The organism is Paraburkholderia sp. SIMBA_053 (genome assembly GCF_046534895.1).
Lineage (GTDB): Bacteria > Pseudomonadota > Gammaproteobacteria > Burkholderiales > Burkholderiaceae > Paraburkholderia > Paraburkholderia caledonica.
Genome location: NZ_JAWRXU010000673.1, coordinates 1 through 273, shown reverse-complemented (window position 1 = coordinate 273; position 273 = coordinate 1). Strand labels below are relative to the sequence as shown.

Here is a 273-nt window from a genome sequence, read left to right as displayed (position 1 = left end):
CACAGCGGCAAGCCGTCCGAAGCCGCTGCGCGCGATGCGATCAACGGGCTGCCGGTTGCCAACGCAGCGGCGTTGCGCAACCCCGAATGTCTCGACGTGATCCGCCAGCATCCAGCGCTGAATCTCGCGATGCGCACGCTGCCGCCGCCCGGCACCCCTCGCGAGGCGCTCGAGCCTTACCTGCAAGCGCTGTGGGAGAGCCTGTTCTGCTTCAGCCCGATCGCTCGCGACGACAATTTCTTCGATCTGGGCGGCGATTCGCTGCTCGCCGCC

General features: G+C 67.8%; 1 protein-coding gene. It reads left to right on the top strand.

Features of this window, described 5'->3' with window-relative positions:
• On the top strand, positions 1-273 hold a 273-nt coding region (locus SB753_RS37280), incomplete at both ends, for a phosphopantetheine-binding protein (protein WP_410805168.1).